This is a genomic window from Cyclobacterium qasimii M12-11B (assembly GCF_000427295.1).
Lineage (GTDB): Bacteria > Bacteroidota > Bacteroidia > Cytophagales > Cyclobacteriaceae > Cyclobacterium > Cyclobacterium qasimii.
On the sequence record NZ_ATNM01000064.1, the window covers coordinates 41,319 to 58,627 of the forward strand.

General features: G+C 38.9%; 13 protein-coding genes. 5 read left to right on the top strand and 8 right to left on the bottom strand.

Annotated elements, in window-relative coordinates; genetic code table 11:
- Positions 1–44: 44 nt before the first annotated feature.
- Together hemW and ADICYQ_RS29565 are read left to right on the top strand one after the other, a co-directional pair.
- Positions 45–1,169 carry a radical SAM family heme chaperone HemW gene (hemW, locus tag ADICYQ_RS05565; protein ID WP_040414711.1) on the top strand — a complete coding sequence of 375 codons (1,125 nt, stop codon included), beginning with the start codon at positions 45–47 and terminating at the stop codon, positions 1,167–1,169.
- Between the two features lie 136 nt (positions 1,170–1,305).
- Positions 1,306–1,506 (top strand): DciA family protein, encoded by a 201-nt coding sequence (locus tag ADICYQ_RS29565; RefSeq protein WP_316929268.1) that lies wholly within the window; start codon positions 1,306–1,308, stop codon positions 1,504–1,506.
- Positions 1,507–1,646: 140 nt separating this feature from the next.
- Here ADICYQ_RS29565 and ADICYQ_RS28255 read toward each other — a convergent pair whose 3' ends face one another.
- From ADICYQ_RS28255 to ADICYQ_RS05580, 3 genes are all read right to left on the bottom strand, one after another.
- Positions 1,647–2,291 carry an aldehyde dehydrogenase family protein gene (locus tag ADICYQ_RS28255; RefSeq protein WP_020889045.1) on the bottom strand — a complete coding sequence of 215 codons (645 nt, stop codon included), beginning with the start codon at positions 2,289–2,291 and terminating at the stop codon, positions 1,647–1,649.
- Positions 2,275–3,096, bottom strand: a complete 822-nt coding sequence (locus ADICYQ_RS28260) for an aldehyde dehydrogenase family protein (RefSeq protein ID WP_020889046.1) — start codon at positions 3,094–3,096, stop codon at positions 2,275–2,277. Before ADICYQ_RS28260 ends, ADICYQ_RS28255 begins: the two co-directional genes overlap by 17 nt.
- A gap of 293 nt (positions 3,097–3,389) precedes the next feature.
- The gene (locus tag ADICYQ_RS05580; RefSeq protein WP_020889047.1) at positions 3,390–4,643 is read right to left on the bottom strand and encodes a dipeptidase; all 1,254 of its coding nucleotides are present in this window, start codon (positions 4,641–4,643) and stop codon (positions 3,390–3,392) included.
- Positions 4,644–4,805: 162 nt separating this feature from the next.
- Here ADICYQ_RS05580 and ADICYQ_RS05585 point away from each other — a divergent pair, with 162 nt between their 5' ends.
- Both ADICYQ_RS05585 and ADICYQ_RS05590 read left to right on the top strand, forming a co-directional pair.
- Positions 4,806–5,702 (top strand): NHL repeat-containing protein, encoded by an 897-nt coding sequence (locus ADICYQ_RS05585; protein WP_020889048.1) that lies wholly within the window; start codon positions 4,806–4,808, stop codon positions 5,700–5,702.
- Between the two features lie 207 nt (positions 5,703–5,909).
- Entirely contained in the window at positions 5,910–6,914 is a 1,005-nt protein-coding gene (locus ADICYQ_RS05590; protein WP_020889049.1) for an acyl-ACP desaturase, read from the top strand.
- A 210-nt stretch (positions 6,915–7,124) separates the two neighbouring features.
- On the opposite strand, the gene ADICYQ_RS05595 is transcribed toward ADICYQ_RS05590, so the two are convergent.
- The 4 genes from ADICYQ_RS05595 to rho form a co-directional block, all read right to left on the bottom strand.
- Positions 7,125–7,484: a hypothetical protein gene (locus ADICYQ_RS05595; RefSeq protein WP_040414713.1), complete on the bottom strand. Its 360-nt coding sequence runs from the start codon at positions 7,482–7,484 to the stop codon at positions 7,125–7,127.
- Between the two features lie 424 nt (positions 7,485–7,908).
- Positions 7,909–10,032 (bottom strand): DNA helicase RecQ, encoded by a 2,124-nt coding sequence (gene recQ, locus ADICYQ_RS05600; RefSeq protein WP_020889051.1) that lies wholly within the window; start codon positions 10,030–10,032, stop codon positions 7,909–7,911.
- Positions 10,033–10,374: 342 nt separating this feature from the next.
- A complete protein-coding gene (locus tag ADICYQ_RS05605) occupies positions 10,375–12,099 on the bottom strand; it encodes a fibronectin type III domain-containing protein (RefSeq protein ID WP_040414715.1) in 1,725 nt (574 codons plus the stop codon).
- 249 nt (positions 12,100–12,348) lie between these two features.
- Positions 12,349–14,187 (bottom strand): transcription termination factor Rho, encoded by a 1,839-nt coding sequence (gene rho / locus ADICYQ_RS05610; RefSeq protein ID WP_020889053.1) that lies wholly within the window; start codon positions 14,185–14,187, stop codon positions 12,349–12,351.
- A gap of 275 nt (positions 14,188–14,462) precedes the next feature.
- On the opposite strand from rho, the gene ADICYQ_RS05615 reads away from it, so the two are divergent.
- On the top strand, positions 14,463–15,557 hold the full coding sequence (locus ADICYQ_RS05615; protein WP_020889054.1) for an AI-2E family transporter: 1,095 nt from the start codon (positions 14,463–14,465) through the stop codon (positions 15,555–15,557).
- Between the two features lie 563 nt (positions 15,558–16,120).
- Here ADICYQ_RS05615 and ADICYQ_RS05625 read toward each other — a convergent pair.
- Positions 16,121–17,083: a glycoside hydrolase family 43 protein gene (locus ADICYQ_RS05625; protein WP_020889056.1), complete on the bottom strand. Its 963-nt coding sequence runs from the start codon at positions 17,081–17,083 to the stop codon at positions 16,121–16,123.
- Positions 17,084–17,309 lie beyond the last annotated feature (226 nt).

Consider the following 17,309-nt stretch of genomic DNA (forward strand, 5'->3'; position numbering starts at 1 on the left):
CCGGTGTAGCAATTGGGGCATCACACATTCTCTAAATCCATTTTATGTCGGGTATATACATACATATTCCATATTGCCTTCAAGCCTGTCGCTATTGTGATTTTCATTTTAGCACCAACAGATTGAATCTTAATGAAATGGTAGACATGATTTGTCTGGAATTGGTAAAAAGAAAAGATTACTTAGCCAAGGAGGATCCTATTGAGACCATTTATTTTGGAGGAGGAACGCCCTCTATCCTACCCGTCACTCAGCTCCAGAAAATCTGGCAAACCATTCAAGACAATTTTGATTGTAAGCTTAAAGAGGCAACACTTGAAGCCAACCCTGATGACCTGGACGACAAGAAATTATCGGAACTTTTAAACCTGGGAATAGATCGGTTGAGTATAGGGATTCAGAGTTTTCATGATTCCGTTTTGAAATTTTATAATCGGTCCCACAATGCCGAAGAATCCCTTAATGTTATAAATAAGGCCAGAAATGCGGGTTTCAAAACACTTTCTATGGACCTTATATATGGGTTTCCTCATGAAGACCATGGTTTGTGGAAAAAAGACTTAGAAGCTACACTAGAACAAAACCCTGAGCATATCAGCAGTTACTGCCTGACGGTGGAACCTAAGACGGTGTTAGGTGCGTGGGAAAAGAAGGGCAAATTCAAGGAGTCGTCTGAGGAATTTCAGGCAGAGCAATTCGAAATTTTGCAGCAATACCTGAAAGAGGCTGGTTATATTCAGTATGAAATATCCAATTTCGCAAAAGAGGGTGCTTTCTCTATGCATAACAGCAATTATTGGAAAGGTATCCCCTACCTTGGCGTTGGTCCAGGAGCACATTCCTATGATGGGCAGCATCGTGGCCATAACCTGAGTAACAATGGCAAATACATAAACCTACTCAGCTCTGGAAAGCAGGCTTTTCAGGAAGATTACCTTTCAGAAGAAGACAGAATCAATGAGTACATCCTTACTTCTTTGCGTACCATTTGGGGGGTAGACACCACATGGTTAAAGAGCAAATACCGCCATGACTTACTGCTTCAGCAAGTAGATAGGCTAAAATCATTCGAAGAACAAGGTGTGATTCAAATTGAGAATGGATTCATCAAATTAAGTGACAAAGGGAAACTTCTGGCAGATTACATCGCTTCAAAATTATTTATCTAAGCTATTACCCGTATCTTTATTTTATGAAAAAATATTCATTTGAGCCATCCAGAAATAGGCACACTTCTCCATTAAAGGAAGTGTTTGAAGAGCTTTTGGAAGCCTACCGGCTCAAGGATAAATTTTCAGAAAAACAGTGATTCAGGAATGGGGCCAACTGATGGGTAAAACTGTCGCTTCACGCACCCAAAGTCTCTCAGTGAGACAAAAAATTCTTTATGTAAAAATAACATCTGGTCCTTTGAAAAAGGAAATCATGATGAATAAATCAAAGGTGCTGACTCTCATAGCTGAAAAATACGGCAAGGGTGTTATCAACGACATTGTGATTTTATAAATAAAGATACCTAATCCTTTCAACTTAGCTTTCACACCAAGTTCAGTAGCCTTTTTTCGGTATAAAAACAACCAAAAAAGCTGATTCATAGGGCACCAATACCCTTACAAATCAGCTTTAATATTTGTCCTTGTACTTTTTTATCTGATAAATACGCCGTCAACTTTCCTTAGTATGCGGAGTGGGTTTTTTTCCATAAGTTCTTCAGGCAATAATTCTTCCGGCATGTCCTGAAAGGCTACTGGTCTAACAAAACGACTGATTGCAGAACTCCCAACTGAAGTACTTCTACTGTCTGTTGTAGATGGGAAAGGACCTCCATGTTGCATGGCATGTCCTACTTCCACCCCTGTAGGTACACCACTAAATAGCAACCGACCACATTTCTCTTCCACCAAGTTCAGAAAATCTTTATTGGTTGATAATTCAGTCGAATCGCCCCATACGGTACAGGTAAGTTGGCCTTTTAATTTAACAGTCGCTTTTTCAAGCTCTTCTATAGACTCGTACACAACCATTATGGCGAAAGGTCCGAATACTTCCTCTTGAAACGCGTCTTCACTTAACCAATCACTGGCTTTTACTTTGGCCAGAGAAGGATTTCCTGTAAGCACTTGAGAAGCTTCCGTGGTCAAAAGCCACTCAATCTTATCTGATGCTGCAAGCTCTTTCAATGCTTGATGGTAAGTATTGCAAATCCCTTCATGAAGCATCGGCGCCCCAGCGACTTCCTTTAACTGACTCACGACTTGGTTTCCAAAAGCTTTTTCATGTGCTTTTGGCACGAAGATTAATCCAGGGTTGGTACAAAATTGCCCAACTCCTAGCACCAAAGATCCTGCATAAGTATTTGCAGCAGCCACTAAGTTCTCGTTCAAATAGGCTTCCATTGCAAAAAACTGGATTGACACTACCCATCTCAGCATACACTGGAATAGGTGTTTCCCTTTTATTACAAGCATCAAACAAGGCCTTACCGCCCTTAAAGGATCCAGTGAAAGCAACTGCTTTAGCCAAAGGATGAGCAGCCAATTCCTGTCCGGTATCAATTCCTCCTTCGATATGATGAAAAGTTCCCTCGGGCATTCCACATACAGTAACGGCCGCTTTTATTGCATTGGCAACCATTCTCGATGTTTCAGGATGTGCAGGGTGGGCCTTGTACAATACAGGACATCCTGAAGCCAAAGCGGAAACCGTATCCCCACCAGCTGTGGAGAATGCCAATGGAAAATTACTGGCTCCAAACACCACTACAGGCCCCAATGGTCTTAACATTTTACGAATATCCGGTTTTGGCGCAGGTTTTCTATCCGGATCTGAATGGTCGATTATAGCATCAACCCAGCTTCCCTCTTCTACTAAATTAGCAAAAAGCATAATTTGCCCCAGCGTCCTCCCTAACTCGCCGGTGATTCGCCCAACAGGAAGATGAGATTCTCTGGCCGCAACAGGAATTAAATCTTCCCGTAAAAGCTCGATTTGATTGGCTATTTCTTTTAAAAATGCCACTCTCTTCTGGCTTCCTTGCTGCTTTAATATTAAAAAGGCTTTCTGTGCTTCTTGAAAACTATTTGCTATTTGACTCATATTGATTTTTATCTTTTACTCTTTTTAACCCAAAATATGCAATAGACAATCCATTTAAAATCACTTTCAAAAAAGGAACCGGAACACCTATTGCATAGGCAAATGGTAGCCTGGCCTTGCCTATTTTATAATAAGTGAAGTTAATAGTTATTCATGGCACATACAACTTATTCAAGTTGAACCAATCCTCCCTATTTAGGTGAAAGTCCTTTTGCCTATTGAGGGCTTAAACTGAACACATAAACAATCGACTTGTACACTTATAACAAGTTGCTAAAAAACCAGTTCCCTTTTTAGTTGGCTTCTGAAAATTCTATCACTTTATTCCAAACACGGAATATGTTTTGATAACAAATTTTCTCAATGTCTTCTATACTATAACCTCTTTTGAGCAATTCTGCAATAAGGTTAGGGTACATCGACACATCTTTAAGACCTATAGGGAGGGTGTCTCCTACTCCATCAAAATCAGAACCCAAACCGATATGACCTATTCCTGCCAGACTTCGCACATGATCTATGTGATCCGCCACCTTTTCCACAGATGGAAAGGGGTTGTTCTCCTTAACATACTTTTCAATATATGCTTCGGCTTCAGGATCATTTCTTTCAAAACCATTTTCGGCTAGCCAATTCACAATATGCTCATTAACTTTATTGTTCTTCTCATCAAAAGACTGATCAATAAAACTACCACCAAAATTTATCATGATTACACCTCCGTTTTCGCCCAGCTTTTTAATCATTTCGTCGTCCATATTTCTCTCAAAACCAGGTGTAAAATGACGTGCAGAGGAATGGGAAGCGATCACTGGCACTTTACTTGTTTCCATAACATCGTAAAAGGTCGCATCAGAGACATGCGAGATGTCTACCATTATTCCCAAACGATTCATCTCCTTGACTACCAAAACACCAAACTCACTTAATCCGTCATGAATATAAGTAGTGTCATAGGAGGAATCTCCTATCTGATTATCTTTGCCATGGGTAAGCGTGATGTACCTGATTCCCTGATCATAAAAGTATTTTAAATTTTCAATATCCCCTTCAATAGGCGCTCCATTTTCCATACCCAGCGGAAGGGATATCATTCCCTTTTCAAAATTATGCTGTATATCCTTCGGACTGTAAGCCATGGCAAATTTTTCCGGCCAGGTAATCGCAATACTTTTGGTCATCTGTATAAGTGAGTCTGCCAGCATCTTCGCTCCTCCTGTTTCCTGGTGCCTGGCGGGAATGTATATGGACATGAAAGGAGCGTCTAAACCTCCTTCTTTGGACCGAGGGTAATCGAAATCGCCTCCTTCGGTTCGATCTGCAACATTTAAAATTTCTTGTTGTTGGGTAGCCCTCTCTACTCTCATCCGGTAGGGCAAGTCTACATGGCCATCAACAATAATGGTGTTGTGGGCAATTTGTTTGGCTAATTCAAACCTTTCCTCTTCGGATAAGTTTTGATAATCCTCACTGTTAGTTGCTGATGGTGAACAAGAAAGACACGTTGCCGTGATTAAGTAGCATATAAGGGCTTTTAAACTTTTCATTTATCACAATTTTAAGAGTTATTGCCAGCTTTACAGATCAAGCTTCACTAAAGATAAGGATCTACGACATTATAACTAAGCACAAAAACATCATTTTTTAATGAACATTAAGTTTTCACCAAAAAATTATCGAAATTTGATGTTCAACCAAAAACCACAGCAATGAAACCTTCTAACAAATTTGTATTCTATAGTTTTATATTAAGTGTTTTTGTATTTTGGAGTTGCGGGTCAAACAATTCAGATACTTCCACAGAAGAGGCTACTCATGAGGAAGAGGCTGACCAGGCAGTAACTGCATCATTAGAAATGGTGTGGGAAACACCAGCAGAGTTGACAACCAATGAGTCTGCGCATTACGAAGAAAGTGACGGCATGATTTATGTTGCCAATATTGAAGGTGGTCCTACTGAAAAAGACGGTGTTGGCTCAATTTCAAAGTTAAGCACCAAAGGAGAAATAGTTGAAAGAAATTGGGTTAGTGGATTGAATGCTCCAAAAGGAATGACTGTAATGGGAGATTACCTTTATGTTACTGATGTAGACAGGTTATTGGAGATAGAATTGGCGACCGGTAAAATCAACAAAGCCTATACCGTTGAGGATGCGGTGTTTTTGAATGACGCGGACAATGACGGGGAAAAGGTCTATTTTACAGACATGAAAGCCAATAAGATTCTATACCTGGAAAATGGTGAGATCAAAACCTTTGCAGAAAACCAGCCAAACATCAATGGTTTACGTATAGGGAACGGAAACACCTTGTATGGTCTTGATGCTGATGGCTTCAAAAAATACAATAGTGACGGAAGTTTTGAAATCATCAACGATACGGTTACTGGAGGTGATGGATTAATTATTCTAAACGAGGATACCTTTATCGCCAGTAAGTGGGGAGGGGAAATATTCCTTATTCAAAATGGTGAAGCAGTAAAACTTCTGGACACCACTGCTGAGGAATCAAATACTGCTGACATTGGCTATGTTCCTGAGGAGAAATTGGTGATAGTCCCGACCTTTTTTAAGGACAAAGTTGTAGCCTATAAGCTCTCCTACTAAGCGTAGAGCAATTGTTTGTGTGAAATTGAATGAATTTTCCGGTGCATTCGTTATATTATAAATGCATTCGTTATATTATAAAATAATATGTCAGATTTAAACCTATAAATGGTTCTAATTTGCCAGTATTGTTAGTTAAATTGTAGCTAGGTGTTAATATTTTGGATAATCCCAACTAATTGGCATCATAATGCGAAAGCCTAATTTATGAAGAAGTCAGAAAATATTAATTACGAACTTGAAAAGAACGCCGAAGTTATCAGCCAGCTGAATGACTTTGTGACAGAAACCGTAGGGACAACCCTTATGGATCCAGATGATTGTTGGCAACCAACTGATTTTCTTCCTGACATGACACAACCTGATGCATTGGATCAGGTGAAAGAATTACGGGAGAGAGCAAGTGTAATCCCTGACACCATCATCACTTCACTGATCGGAAACATGATCACAGAAGAAGCATTGCCTAGTTATCAAACCTATTTCAATATGCTCGAAGGGGTAAATGAAGATGGATCCCTTTTAAGTGATCAAGGTTGGGTACAATGGACCAAGGCATGGACAGCAGAGGAAAATCGTCATGGTGACCTCCTAAACAAATACTTGTATTTGTCAGGAAGGGCTGATATGAGGGAAGTGGAGCAAACCATTCACAGGTTAATTTACAATGGATTTGATCCCAGGTCTGAGAAAGACCCTTACCAAGCAATCGTCTACACCTCCTTTCAGGAAAGAGCAACCAAAATCTCCCATATGAATACTGGAAAACTAGCTGACAAGGCTGGTGATCAGGTATTGGGCAGGATTTGCAAGCAGATAGCTGGTGATGAGGCCAGACATGAAAAAGCTTATAAAAGCTTTATGTCAGAAATCATCAAAATTGACCCTAGTGGAGCAGTACTTGCATTTGAGAAAATGATGCGCAAGCAAATTGTTATGCCTGCGGTATTAATGGCCAAGGGAAATAGGAACCCAAGTATTTTTGACCAGTTCTCAGCAATTACTCAAAAAGTTGGCATTTATACTGGCTGGGATTATGCCCGTATAATTGATCACTTGGTTAAACTATGGGAAATAGAAACTGTAACTGGTTTAAATGAAGCAGCCACTAAAGCGCAAGAATATCTTTCTGGATTGTCTTCCAGGTACATGAGATTGGCTGACCGAATGAAAACACCAGATGAAATCAGTTTGGCATGGATAAAGAAATAAAAGGGCTAAAAAAATATATAAAAATGCCCTTTTTAAGTATTAAGTAAAATAAAAAGTTTAAAAAGTTGCTTAATCACCCATGACAAATGTACTAAATAAGCCTTCTTCAAAAAATACCCCTATTGGGGTATTTTTTTTGCATTTATGCCTCAAGTAATACTATTAAATACCACGTAAACAATTGTGAGTCAACTTATAGAAATAAAGAAATCACCTTTTAGGCTTAGTATTTAAGGAATAACACTGTAGTTTTTTTTCCTGATAGCCAAAGCGACCATCCCTAGAAATCGCTTCAATTATCAGTACATGTTCTCCTGTCACATCCCCATTAAAAAAGTCGACGGAAGCGACACCCTCATCATTAACATTAAGGTTTGAATCCCAGTGAATAAGCGTCCGTAAATCAGGCTTTTGATTTCCCTGGGCATCTGTGCTTTCATATTTTGAAGAATAAAACTCCTTAATTCGCGATAAGACAGGCAAAGTAGTATCAAGTGTTCCAGGTGAAGGTTTTTCTGATCCGAATAATCCAATTCCACCTTTTGTATATACAGAAATGATATGCCCCATATATGGGCTTCTAGGGGGTGAGTTTCGGGAAATACCGTTAGGCACTGCTTTTTAAAAAATTTAGCATGTTTTATTAACTTAACCTGTTCAATAATACCAGGGGACATATGCGGAACCAACTCGTATAACTCTTTTTCAAGCAATTCCCCATCAATTACCAGCAATGTAGACTCGTCTTTTCCGCCAATAAAATGTGCCAGCATAAACCCATCAGGAAACCGCTCAACATGTACCTGATCTGAAAAGTTGAACATGAGAATACTGTATAAACAATAGGACCACTTTTCTTCTTTTTAACAAATGGCTACCCCCGGAATAATTACATCAGGAAGTTGAAAAAATAAACCTAAGAATTTACCAAAGCTGAGAAAACAAAAACATAAAAATACCGCCATCCTCAGTGGATTTTCACCCCCTAAATAGTTTATTTTTTCTCCCCTGCTAAGGCTACTTTCAATTGAAAATAGGTGTATTTTTCACCAAAATGGTCCTTCAAATTTTTAAGTCCATAACTTTCAAGTGTATTGGCATAATCTAAAATGATTTGGGTATTTTCTTTATCCAATATCGTTTTTTTATCAATTTTATTCTCCTCAATAAGCTGTACCATATGCCCCTCTATAGTAGTATTGGCAAGGCTACGAACTTGAGCAATTTGAAAAACAGACTTGCCTTCCTGATAGAGTTCAAAGGTCTGAAGAACGGAAGCAGAAGGAGCGCTTTTGACTTTTCTTACTACGGGAGCCCCTAAGCTTTTGGGAGGGACAATATTATTCTCTTTGACATGATTTTTTATCTCTTTTAAAAAGGCCTCTCCATACCTTTCTAATTTAAGTTGACCGACTCCACCAATTCTAATCAATTCCTTTTCACTTTGAGGATAACGCTGGCTCAATTCCACAAGTGTAGCATCAGAAAAAACAATATAAGGGGGAACATTCTGCTTGTCTGCCAGCTCTTTACGAATCACTCTAAGTTTATCGAAAAGGGCTTCATCCTTTTCAGAGCTTGTCTCGGCCCGCTTGAACACCTCTTCTTCCATGGCCAAGAGAAATTTCTCCTTGCGTTTCAATTTCTCCCATCCTGATTCACTCAATTTCAAAATTGGCATTTTCGGGTCCTCCTGAGTGAGGTATCCTTCTGATATAAGCTGAAAGCCCAGTCTTTTCCAAAAGTCATCACTTCTATCCTTACCTATTCCGTATACGGATAATTCTTTTTGGCTTTCGGTTACTTTCGCTGCCTGTGATCCTCTTAAAACTAAAATAACATGCCCCAATCCAAATTGTTGTCCCAACCGAACTACCGCTGAAAGTAGCATTTGGGAAAAAACAGTCATATCTGACTTATTGTTTTTATGAAAACAGACATCACAATTGCCACAGTCCTGCGGATATTGTTCTCCAAAATAGTTAAGCAAATATCGCCGTCTGCAGGATTTCGTTTGACAAAACTCAACCATTGTGTTCATCTTGGCCTTCATGTGCTTTACATAATCCTCGTTGTCAGCACTTTCTATCATCCTTCTCAGGGTAATACTGTCCCCCAGACTATAAAACAACAAAGCTTCTCCAGGCAAACCATCTCGTCCTGCTCGTCCCGTCTCCTGATAGTAACTCTCAATGTTTTGAGGCATGTTGGTATGCACCACAAACCGCACATTGGACTTGTCTATTCCCATTCCAAAAGCAATTGTGGCCACCATAATTTTGACCTCATCCTTTATAAACTTCTCTTGATTTTCCTGTCTGGTATCTTTACTTAGACCTGCGTGGTAAGGCAAGGCTGAAAATCCATTTGCATTTAATTTTGCAGCTGTAGCCTCAACCGACTTTCTAGATAGGCAATAAACAATTCCTGAATCCTTCGATCTCATTTGAAGGAAATCAACCAATTTAACAAATGCATCAGACCTTAAGGCAACCCTATAAGTAATATTAGGTCGATCAAAAGAAGAGATAAACCATTCGGGCTTTTTTAAACCTAGTCTGGCAGCAATATCCTGTCGGGTTTGATTGTCAGCCGTAGCTGTTAATGCCAAAAAGGGTGTATCTGAAAAGGCTTTCCTTAATGCACCTAACTTCAAATATTCAGGTCTAAAGTCATGGCCCCATTGAGACACGCAATGCGCTTCATCTACAGCCACCAGGGAAAGATTCATTTCTTTAAGCGCATTTACCAAGGGATGATTTCCTGAAAAAAGTCGCTCGGGAGCTACATACAATAATTTTAATTTCCCATTCATGGCCTGATCAGACACATGTCTTTGCTCAGAGATATCCATGGTTGAATTCAAAAAAGCTGCCGGAATCCCGATTTCATTCATCGCATCCACCTGATCTTTCATCAATGCGATTAAAGGGGAAATAACAAGGGTAAGACCAGGCAAAACCATCGCTGGAACCTGATAACAAACTGATTTACCAGCCCCAGTAGGCATCAGTGCAATGCAATCTTTCTTCTTAAGCACTTGACTGATAATTGATTCCTGCTGACCTCTAAAAGAATCATAGCCATAAAACTTTTTTAATACTTCTAATGGTTGCATGCCTGGGGAATTAACGCGAATAGTAAAGAGAAGTCTAAATTTAATACAATTAGATGTCCTTTTCAACTTCCAATCAAACCATTGCCTCTTGCCAGTAAGCCGATTTACCTCAATTGCAATTTAGCAACCCTTAACCCAAGTTAAAATAAACACTAAGGGTTAGCATCTTAGCCACTCACCCATCACCAATATTCAACTAATAGGACCTAAGTACAAGCAATTAATTTAGGCTTAAGAAATTGAATAGTACTTGAAAGTTAAAAAGGAGCCCTCCGACATGGAAAGCTCCTTTCATTTTAAAAAAATTAAATAAATACAATCATCCAAAAAATGGGCGATAAACTAAATCTTCATTATTTTAATTCTATGTGCCTCTCCTTCGTGAATAATTTCCAAGACAGCTACTCCTCTAGTGGCATTTTTCACTGCTGACTGCAACCACTGGTCAAGTGCAATTCCAACTTCACCTTCAAAGTTAACTGCGGACGAAGCTTGCAATAACCTTACATACACAGCACCTGTTATATTTCCTGATGACAATTTAATATTCAAAGAGGAACCATCTGTCGGATTTGGATAAGCTGTCCATTGAACAGTATCAGGGGTAGGTACAGAACCAGCAGCTTTGATGGAGACTACATCACTTACCATTTGGTTTCCATCAAAATCAACTTGTCTGATTCTGTAATAAATCATTCCTGTTAATTCTTCCAATTGCTCATCTTCAAAAGAATATTTACTTACAGTATTGGTCCATCCAGAAGCGTTGATTTCTGCGATTTTTTCAAAGTTGGCAATACCTCCGATAGAACGCTCTACTTCAAAATGACTATTGCCATCTTCAGAGGCTGTCTCCCAAACCAACTGAGAGACGCTATTATTCGTAACGTTTACATCAAAAGACTTCCAAACCACTGGTAGTGAGAAAAATCCATATCCATAAAAAGCACCCCCACTAAAGTTTATATGATAAGTATTTTCTTTGGTGGAGTTCGCATAATCACTGATATACATCGCACTGTTGTTACTCCCGTTAATTTTAGCTCCACCACTGGCGGTTAGTTTCTCGCCTACTGTTACCTCAGAATCATTTTTTAGAGTAATTGTACCATTGGTCATGATAAGATCATTATGAATAAATCCATTGGCATTATCATTCATCTTGATATTTGCTCCTCCACTTGTAGTAAAATTAGATTCAAAAGAAAATTCAGTGTTATCATTCAACGTCATTGACCCACCACGCCCCATGTCCACATCTCCTATGAAACGGGCACTCGCCTGATCATTCAAATTGATTGATCCACTGTTACCTGTGGAAGAGGTTCCTTCTACCAAGATGGTACTGCTATTGAACATATTTAAAGAACCATTTCCAATAACCATATCACCTGAGACAGAAACTGATCCAGCCTCAGTGGCAGAACCTACATTGATTATTCCTCCTGAAGAGTAATTCAATTCAGCCGTCTGAAAGTCCCCATAAACATTCAAGGTACTTCTACTTGCCATGTTGGTTTCTTCATTTACGACCAACATTCCACCTTCTTCTACTGTAATCAAAGGACTATTGTCTCCTATTTCGAAATTTTGAATGGTCATTTTCGCATTGTTAGGAATTACGATGGTAACTTTTCTATCAATATCAAACTTTCCATTTACTACGATCTCTGCACCCTCAGCCAAAGTTATCGTTGGAACAGAACCTCCACCATTTATGGTAATATCGTCTTCGAAGATTAATTTTCCATTGGGGCCAATTACAAGGCTTGTGAAAACACCGCTACCGAATCCATTTATATCACCTTTATAGGTAACCTCATGATTAATAGTTACTGTGACCGGGCAACCCCAGCTTTTAGATACAGGTGGCTGACCATCACTAGTATTGCTCCATTGTGAACAGCTAGTAGTGCTTTCCCAGGTATTGTCTTTTTTCCATTCCCCATCTTCTTTACTCGTGAAATCCTGAGAGAAGGCAGTTTCAGAAACAAAACCGAAGGCAGTCATGAAGATTATGACTAAAAAAATATTAAGAGGCTGAGAAGAATTAAAAATGGCTTTCATAGCTGTTTGTTTTAATTAACAGTATAAAAGTACTTGTTAAACTTGTGCTATGGGGGCTTTTTCGATTAACGCAGGTTTTTAGGGGTTAAATAGATGAAAAGCGCAGGTGAATTTTTCAAGCAATGCTAAATTATGTATTCAAAGTGATGTTAACATGGTATGAAAAGCAAAAAACCCGTATAAAACGGGTTTTTTGACTATTACTTTTTTGCTTTGCCACTTTCGTAAAGCGTGGCAATTGGCCAAATCCTAACTATTCATGCTAATCAAAAACTCAGCATTGTCTTTCGTACCTTTCATTCGTTGAAGAAGGAACTCCATGGCTTCTTGAGAAGTCATGTCTGACATGATTTTTCGAAGGATCCATACACGTTGCATTTCCTCTTTGTCCATCAAAAGATCTTCTCTTCTTGTACCTGAACCTGGGACATCTATGGCTGGATAAATTCTCCTGTTAGAAAGCTTCCTATCAAGAGAGAGCTCCATATTACCAGTACCCTTAAATTCTTCAAATATAACCTCATCCATTTTAGAACCTGTTTCTACAAGTGCTGTAGCAATGATGGTTAATGAACCACCGTTCTCAACATTCCTTGCAGCTCCGAAGAATCGCTTTGGTTTGTGTAAAGCGTTGGCATCTACACCACCGGACAAGATTTTCCCTGAAGAAGGAACTACCGTATTGTGTGCTCTGGCAAGTCGGGTAATGGAGTCAAGTAAAATAACTACATCATGACCACATTCTACCATTCTCTTGGCTTTCTCTAAAACAAGTGCAGCCACTTTAACATGTCTTTCAGCTTGTTCATCAAAAGTTGAAGAGATCACTTCAGCTTTAACTGAACGTGCCATGTCTGTCACCTCTTCTGGTCTTTCATCGATCAAGAGGATCATCAAGTGTACTTCTGGGTGATTTTCAGCAATTGCGTTTGCAATTCTCTGTAAAAGCACCGTTTTACCAGTCTTAGGCTGCGCCACGATCATCCCTCTTTGTCCTTTACCAATAGGAGCAAAAAGATCAACTATACGCGTAGACAAGTTATCCTTAGTGGTGGTCAGTCTCAAACGCTCCTCTGGAAACAAAGGTGTTAGGTATTCAAATGGAATCCTATCTCTAATTTCGTCTGTGGTTTTTCCATTGACAGTCCCTACTTTCAATAAAGCGAAATATTTCTCCCCTTCTTTAGGAGGTCTGATCTGACCCTGGATACTGTCACCTGTTTTCAGGCCAAAAAGTTTTATTTGTGAAGGAGATACATAAATATCATCGGGAGAGGCGAGATAATTATAATCTAATGAGCGTAAAAAGCCATACCCATCAGACATGATCTCAAGCACTCCTGAATTTTCAATAATCCCATCAAAATCTTTGATCGTTACTGAAGGTTTCCTTTTTGAAGCATAAGGTTTCTCTTGAGCAGGTTGCTCTTCGGTCACCTCTTTTGCAGGCTTTCTCTTTTGGAATTCAGGCTCATTACCTGAAGGACTTGGAGCCTCCTGATTTGTTTTAGACTCTTCAACATCTACTACAGCTCTTCGCCTAGGTCTAAAACTTCTACCTTTACCATCCTCTTCTTTGGAAGGATCATTAGGTTTTTTATTGATTGCCTTATCTCTGATTGGTTTGTCACCACCCTCAGCTTTTTTTACTTCAGGCTTGGCTGGTCTCTCCTCGGATTTAGGTTGCCTTTCATCCTGTTTGGGAGTTCTATCTTCAGCCTTTGCAGGCCTTTCTTTAGGCTTTATTACTTTCGAAGGCCTATTGTCTTTTACCGGTTCATCATTATTTTCATTCTGAATCTTGGTGACATTCTGCCTTTTAAATTTTGGCTTTTCTTCACTTACCGTTTCATTTTCTTTTATATCGGTAACTGGTGCTTGTATATCTTGGTCCACCTCCACTTCCACTTCTACTTTTGAAGGTTTTTTTCTTGGTAGGGATTTCTCTGGAGTGATAGCTTGTTGGTCTAAAATGGCATAAACCAAATCTTCTTTCTTTAAAGATTTAAAATTTTTTACCCCCAACTCCTCGGCTATCTCTTTTAATTCAGACAGTAGCCTGATTCTTAATTCTTCTATGTTATACATAAAAAACGCGTGAATGTAATTCTAGACTGTGTAAATGATAAAATGGTATGTATCTTGATAAGTATAAAAAGGTATACAGACAATTCTGAAACTGCCAGGGTGGCAATCTTCTGCTTTTCGATGCTACAATATTACATCAATCACCAGTAATACGCAAATTTTTATGAAATAGTTATTAAAATAGTGAAAACCAAGCATCTCTGTATTAAGAATTGATTTATTGGTTTACTGTTTTACTAATCCTTAATTTTAATGCTCTAATCATTTGCATTGCTATGTCCACAACCAAACTCCATCCTGTTCAGTTTTTAGCTTATTCTCTTGTTTCCATTTCGCTATTATTGTGGCTGATGAATATAGGGGCCTTTATATTAGTTCCTTTGGTCTGGGGAGCCTTTTTTGCCTTTGCATTGCACCCTATTAGTAAATGGCTAGAGTCCAGGTATATTCCAAGACCATTTGCAATTGCTATAAGCATTCTATTCGTGACAGTTATAGGCGCAGCAATAATCTACATTCTTATCAATCAAATGGTTTTATTGCTTAGCGATATCCCTGAAATGAATACCTTATTACATGAAAAAACAAATAGGTATTGGTCAGAATTAGAAACTACTTTCGGTATAAATAATTACTTCAACAAAGAAGAATGGCAATCGATCCAATGGTTTCCTAATGATAACCTGAATGAAACCCTTTTCAACACAGGCAAATCCATTGCCTTAATAGGTATAATTCCCTTGTATATATTTCTGCTATTGTATTATAGAGATTTTTTCGTGGCTTTCTTATTAAAGGTATCTGCCAATAGAAATGAGTCCATTTTAAAATGGGTGGCAGATGCTGGTCGCGTGATAAATGCCTACCTGGTCGGAATGGTGAAAGTCACCTTATTTGTTGCCCTATTATCAGGCTTGTATTTTTATTTCTTTGGTATCAAGTATTACCTACTCTTTGCCCTATTTATAGCCATATTAAATCTTATACCTTATATAGGTGTGGCCATTAGCTCGGTTTTAGTTATTTTCTATGTCTTCCTCACTTCTGACACAATTCTGGCTCCGGCCCTCACACTAGCCGTACTCTGGGCAATTCAGCTTATCGAGAACAATTTGATCACGCCACTGGTAGTGGGAGCGAAAGTAAAAGTAAATGTACTGGTAGTATTGCTTGCAGTGCTAATCGGAGGTGCAGTCTGGGGAATATCGGGCATGGTACTGTTCATCCCCTTGGTTGGAATATTGAAAATCACTTTCGACAGGATTCCCTCTCTGCAACCGTATGGCTATCTTTTGGGAGATGATTTTCCGATTGTTGAAGAAAACCAATCCTTACTTAAGCTCTTTAAAAACAAGTTTAATAAAAAATAATTAGACAAGTGAAAATGATTTAACCTTTAAAGGCAGAGTAGTTAGCTGACTATATTTACTCAACCCAATTCTCTCAATAAGGCTTCTAATAAAGCATACCGAACTACAACAACCTCATCACAAGTCTAACTACCAGCAGCACTTGAAGGTGAGGCTCAAAGTATTTTGGAAAGATATATGGATAGCATTTAGCCGGTTTTTAGAGAGGTATCAAACAGAATCATTGCGCTTTGAATTCAACCCATATTTCAATAAAAGAAACAATCCTTTGATTCTGGGCCTTATCATACCTGGCAAACTAATAACCATTGATGCAAAAAACCTCCTACGCCTCAAATAGCTTTTCGGCATACTAAATTGCCTCCGTTGACGAGATGAAATTGTACTCATGTTGTAAGGTTTTAATAGTGAGAATAGAAGCTAGAAGATTTTTTCCAGCCCACCCTTACTACTAACTTATTAATAAAGAATAGATTATCCTAATTTTAAGCCTCATTTTTAATATTGGTTTTTGTCTTCATTTTCAGCACACACTACTAAAAAAATGAGCTTTAAACGAAATCCTACTTTACTTTTATAAGCAATTCATCCATAAAGGATCGATCGACTTTAAAAACAGTACCATGCCTGGTGCCTTCCGGGAAACTGATTTTTTCTGATACATCTGTCCAGTTTTCTAAATCAGGAGACATCACTGCGCCCATTTTATGTTCGGTGTATTTATCAAAATAAACAATCCATTTTCCCTCCACTTTGGTGACTGTCGGCCCCTCTGCCCAATAGTCCCCCGTAATTGATGGCCTGGCTTTACTGTAAGGACCCGTAAGCGTATTGCTTGTAGCAATACGGATATTTTTCTCAGCAGGCTCTCTGGTTTCGTTTTTCACAAAGAGGTAATACTGACCCTCGTTTTTCTGAATGGTTCCATCAATTACATTAAAGCCTGGCTCGTAGAACAGTTTCGTTTCTGAAAAGGTCTTGAAATCTTTTGTGGTCACATAATATTGGCGGTGATTGTGAGCATCGTCTAAGCTTGATTGGGTCTCGGGATAAAGCCCCTTTATTGTGGTGGACCAGTAAATAATGTACAACTCCTCATCCGTATCATAAAACACCTCAGGTGCCCAGGTGTTGCGGGCACCCGGCTCATGGGCCATTACCGGTATAAACCGCTGTTCAGACCAATTGATCAGGTCTTCTGAATAAGCATAACCTACCCCCTTCTCTTTCCAGCTAACCGTCCATACCATGTGGAACAAACCATCTCCACCTTTTATTATACATGGATCTCGCATTAATTTATCACCTCCAACTGTTGGAGCAAGCAAAGAAGCCCCCTTATTCAAAGCATTATAGGAATAGCCATCGGTAGAATAAGCCAAATGCAATCCATCTTCCCCGTTTCCTATGAAGTAAGAGAAAAGATACACTTGATCTTCATTATCCGTTTGGGCAACTGATATACCTGCGCAAAATGTAAAAAATAGCAACATCAGTAGCCATCCTGTAAGCTTTCCAAAATCCATAACTATATAATTTACCCTAAAATAACAACCGCAACCCTAGATTAAAAACAATTTCACTTGATCTAATAAACTTCATTTTTGCATTAGCCGGTAAACACCCTCCTTTTTCAAAGAAATCGCTAATGCCTACAACAGCTGGAATACAGCTCTCACTATTTGGTTCTTCAAATCACTACCTCTCAAATTTAAACCTAAAAAACTGACTACAAAACCATTACCTCTCAGA